This is a genomic window from Desulfobacula sp. (assembly GCF_021107415.1).
Map to the genome: position 1 here is coordinate 1 of NZ_JAIOSW010000336.1, position 4,319 is coordinate 4,319.

General features: G+C 39.7%; 8 protein-coding genes. All 8 read right to left on the bottom strand.

Annotated elements, in window-relative coordinates:
- Positions 1-294: 294 nt before the first annotated feature.
- Positions 295-690 carry a type II toxin-antitoxin system VapC family toxin gene (locus K8S13_RS17005; protein ID WP_291464350.1) on the bottom strand — a complete coding sequence of 132 codons (396 nt, stop codon included), beginning with the start codon at positions 688-690 and terminating at the stop codon, positions 295-297.
- Positions 687-917, bottom strand: coding sequence for a type II toxin-antitoxin system Phd/YefM family antitoxin (locus K8S13_RS17010; protein ID WP_291464352.1), 231 nt, complete (start codon positions 915-917; stop codon positions 687-689). The genes K8S13_RS17005 and K8S13_RS17010 overlap by 4 nt, the downstream gene beginning before the upstream one ends.
- Positions 918-976: 59 nt before the next feature.
- Positions 977-1,825, bottom strand: coding sequence for a 16S rRNA (cytidine(1402)-2'-O)-methyltransferase (gene rsmI / locus K8S13_RS17015; protein WP_291464353.1), 849 nt, complete (start codon positions 1,823-1,825; stop codon positions 977-979).
- Between the two features lie 27 nt (positions 1,826-1,852).
- Positions 1,853-2,218: a YraN family protein gene (locus tag K8S13_RS17020; protein WP_291464354.1), complete on the bottom strand. Its 366-nt coding sequence runs from the start codon at positions 2,216-2,218 to the stop codon at positions 1,853-1,855.
- Positions 2,208-2,828 (bottom strand): ribonuclease HII, encoded by a 621-nt coding sequence (locus K8S13_RS17025; RefSeq protein WP_291464356.1) that lies wholly within the window; start codon positions 2,826-2,828, stop codon positions 2,208-2,210. The genes K8S13_RS17020 and K8S13_RS17025 overlap by 11 nt, the downstream gene beginning before the upstream one ends.
- 27 nt (positions 2,829-2,855) lie before the next feature.
- Positions 2,856-3,206, bottom strand: a complete 351-nt coding sequence (gene rplS, locus K8S13_RS17030) for a 50S ribosomal protein L19 (protein WP_291464359.1) — start codon at positions 3,204-3,206, stop codon at positions 2,856-2,858.
- Between the two features lie 33 nt (positions 3,207-3,239).
- On the bottom strand, positions 3,240-3,833 hold the full coding sequence (locus K8S13_RS17035; RefSeq protein WP_291464361.1) for an RNA methyltransferase: 594 nt from the start codon (positions 3,831-3,833) through the stop codon (positions 3,240-3,242).
- Positions 3,820-4,319 (bottom strand): tRNA (guanosine(37)-N1)-methyltransferase TrmD (gene trmD, locus K8S13_RS17040; RefSeq protein WP_291464363.1); only part of this gene is annotated, 500 nt, incomplete at its 5' end. The genes trmD and K8S13_RS17035, both read right to left, overlap by 14 nt.

Here is a 4,319-nt window from a genome sequence, read left to right on the forward strand (position 1 = left end):
GGATACACAAACTTGAAACGGTCATTATAATGAAAAAGTGGTCAGCCTTGGAGCCGATATATTAAATTAAAAAATTAACCGCAGCATTGGTCTCACTGACCATCAGATCAAATATTGCAAATAAGATCAGCATTCAGACAATTATATAGCACAATTGGAGACCCATAATTTTTTCTCTTTTAATATATTCCTGATTTTGAAACCATATTTAGACCTTCTTGTCCGGTTTTTCAACCAGCTAATAAGATTCTAACACAATACTAACAATCTGATTCGGAATATAATCTGATTTGTCTACCAGATTGTTTTAATACTGTCGGTATTTAATAAATTACTATCTGCAGTAACCAAAGGAATCTTGTAGATAAGCGAAGTGGCGGCTATAATTCTATCAGCCGGATCATTGTTTACCTCTTTTGGAAGCAAAGTTGACAGTTCAGCTATTTTTGGAGTGATACCCTGGAACTGATATTTATTGGATGAAAATATCAATTTTATAAAATCTTGATATGATGTATCAATAGATATCCTTGCTTTTTTGATCAGCATGGCTATTTCCCATAACGAGATTTCACAAAAAATCATTCCATTTTTTTCATTTGCCTGTTTTATTGCATCCTTTGCATTTTTAGAAAGCAGTTCAGGTTTTAAGGCATCCCAGAGAATGACATGAGTATCAACAACAATCACTGCAACACCTCCCACTCATCATCAATAGGAGATAATACATCACCAACAAAAGCCGTTTTTCGCAGTTTTTTTAGAGAATCCCTGGCTTTTTCTATTGTATTGTCAGGAGGAATAATTTTAGCAATTTCATGTCCTCTTGAAGTCAATGCGATGATTTCGCCTCTTTCAACTCTCTTTAGAAAGCTAACTAAATTAGCTCTAAATACACTGACAGCGACACGTTCCATTTTTTATCCTCCGACATTGTTAATGTACGATTGAATTGTACATCTCCTTCTACCAGGAATCAAGATGAAATTTTAAGAATCATGTCATACACCTGTTTTTTTGACAGGTTGAATTCTTTTGAAATTTGTTTTGCCAGACCTGATGTACCGAGATCTGTGGTCGAAAGTTTTGCAAGGATAATTTCTTTCAGTTCTTTTTCATTTATGGTTTTTTCTTCCAGCTGACCCTGGACAAACAAGGAGCATTCCCCTTTAATACTTTCTTTTTCTTCAAGTGTTTTAAGGATATCAGACAGATTCCCCCGGATGTATTCTTCATGGAGTTTGGTGATTTCCCTGGCAAGGCATGCCTTTCTGTCCCCCAGGAGATTTAACATGCTGTTAATGAGGGGTTTAATCCGTCTTGGAGATTCATAAAAAATAAGGGTCGGGGTTTGATTTTTTACAGCTTCAAGAGCCTGTTTTTTTTTTTGCTGTTTTTTAGGTAAAAAACCTAAAAATAGAAAAGAATCGGTGGGAAGCCCTGAAACACTTAATCCTGCAATGGCAGCACTGCATCCGGGAATGGGAATGACGCTGATTTCTTCTTTGGCAACGGCTGTAACGAGTTTATATCCTGGATCTGAAATAGACGGGGTTCCGGCATCAGAGATAAGAGCAACGTCCAGGCCATTTTTTAATTGAATGATAATTCCTGGTGTTTTGGATAGTTCGTTGTGCTCGTGGCAGGAAATAAGCTTTGTCTGGATGCCATAGTGGGAAAGGAGTTTTCTTGAATGCCGGGTATCTTCAGCTGCAATCAGGTCGACTTGCTTTAAAATCTTAACCGCTCTGAAGGTAATGTCTTCAAGGTTTCCCACAGGGGTTGCAACTATATAGAGAGTTCCGGATGAATGCTGATGGTCCATCTTAGTGGTCCGTTCTAATGCCCAATTCTAATGTGTCGAAAAAGCATTTTTAATTAAATTAATGTCAAATTTACCATTTTTTTCAAGGACTTCAACCACATCGAATCGAATTCTTGAATTTATCTGCTTTTTTTCTTTTAGATAAAAGGTGGCACCCAGAATGATCTTTTTTTGTTTTGAATAATTAACCGATTCTCTTGGCAGGCCTTTTTTAAGGCTGCGCCTGGTTTTGACTTCAATAAAACAAAAAAAATCGTTGTCCTTGGCAATAATGTCTATTTCTGCAAGTTTTGTTTGATAGTTGGTCTCAAGAATGGTAAATCCCCGGGCTTGAAGAAAGGATATGGCTGCTGTTTCACCGTGTTGTCCCAGAGTTTTTCGGTCATCCTTCATTGACCACCTCTTTTACACCCTTGAAGGTGCGCCTGTGAACAGGGCAGGGGCCATATTTTAAAATCGCTTCTTTATGGGCGTGGGTGGGATACCCCTTGTGCTGGATAAAATTATACCGGGGGTATTTTTCATGAAGCTCTTCCATGATGGCGTCCCTTGTGACCTTTGCAATAATGGATGCCGCAGCAATGGAAATACTTCTTGAATCTCCTTTGACAAGTGCAGACTGGTCAATGGTCATATCTAAGGTGAATTTACCGTCAATAAGAAGGAAATCCGGGAGAAGAAAATCAGGCGGGCCTGAAAGATTTTCAACGGCACGCTTCATGGAAAGCAGGGATGCCTGAAGAATATTGATTTTATCAATCTCAAGGTGCGAGGATATTCCAATGGCAACACAAATGGCCTGTTCCTTGATCACAGGAAAGAAGGCATTTCGTTTTTTTTCCGACAGTTTTTTAGAATCATTAATCCCTGCACAGGAAAAATCTTGCGGCAGAATGACAGCAGCAGACACAACAGGGCCGGCAAGGGGTCCCCTGCCGGCCTCGTCAACACCTGCTATAGTCTTGTACCCTTGGGTTTTTGCTTTGTGTTCAAATTGCCACATCAGCACAACCTAAAAATAAGGGGTTTTTTAAGCAAATCGTTTTTCTTTAATCCTGGCTGCTTTACCCCGAAGGTTTCTAAGGTAGTAAAGTTTGGATCTTCTGACACGACCCTTTGTTACTATTTCAATTTTATCAAGGGCAGGGGAAAAAAGTGGAAAAATTCTTTCAACACCAATACCGCTGGAAATCTTTCTTACTGTAAAACGGGCGCCGGCATATCCTTTGGTTTTTTTAATTACCATGCCCTGGAATACCTGGATACGCTCTTTTTCACCTTCCCTGATTTTCACGTGTACTTTTACAGTGTCACCTGAATCAAATTCAGGGATATCAAGACGCATCTGTTCTTTTTCTAATTTTTCAATCATGTTAGTCATTTGTTTCTCCTAAAGTCCTTCCCTTTTTGTATTCTATCTGCCATTTCTAATTCTGTCTAAATATATTGATGCCGCAGACCTGACGGAAAGGTGATTATAATCAGTGGTCCCATAAATCGGGTCTAAAATAAAATCACATGTATCAATCAATTCATCTGCCAGCCCCCATGCTGTTCCAAAAACAAGGACATGGGAAGCTTTGTTTTCAAGCTTTTGTCTTAAGTCCCCAATTGTTATTAAATCGGGTGTTATCGAACCAGGTTCCAAAGAACCGGGTGTTTCTTTTGCACTTGTGGCAATGGTCACAACCGGTTGCTTTCTTTCCTGTTCAATTGAGTTGACTGTATCCTTAAAGGTTTTAGTCACCCGTATAAGCTCAAGCGCTTTTTTCCTGTCCGGGTTGAGCTTGCCGCCAACTCCTTTTGTCCAGTGTTCAATCACTTGTGTGGCCAGCGTTGCCTGGTCTTCATAAGGGGTTATGACATAAAACCCTCTGATACCAAAAGTGATGGATGCCCTTGCAATATCATGCAAATCTATGGTTGTCAGAGCTGATCCAATGGGCTGATCCTTTTTGTTTATCACAGGAAAATGGATCAATGCCACGTAAAGGTTACTCTCTAACAAGGGTTTCCAGCTCCTGACACCATTGCTTTAATATCTTTTTTTCTTCTGCATTCAGTCTGTTTTTATGTAAAAGATCCACTCGTTTCAAAAATGTTCGCTTAAGAGAAGATTTTTTTCTCCACAGCCTGATTTTTTCATGGTTCCCGGACAATAACACCTCGGGAACCTTTATCCCTTCAAATTCCACAGGTCTTGTATATTGTGCATACTCAAGCCGGTCATCAATAAATGAATCTGATTTTGCAGACTCACCACTTCCCAGAACACCCGGGATTAACCTGGCTATTGAATCAATGATAACCATGGATGCCAGTTCTCCACCTGTCATGACATAATCCCCAATGGAAATTTCCTCATCAACAAGTGTGGTGTATATCCGTTCATCAATTCCTTCATACCTGCCACAGACAAAAATAAGCCCCTTATTCCGGCAGGCAAGTTCAAAGGCTTTTTCCTGACTGAACCGGGTTCCCTGGGGGGTCATTA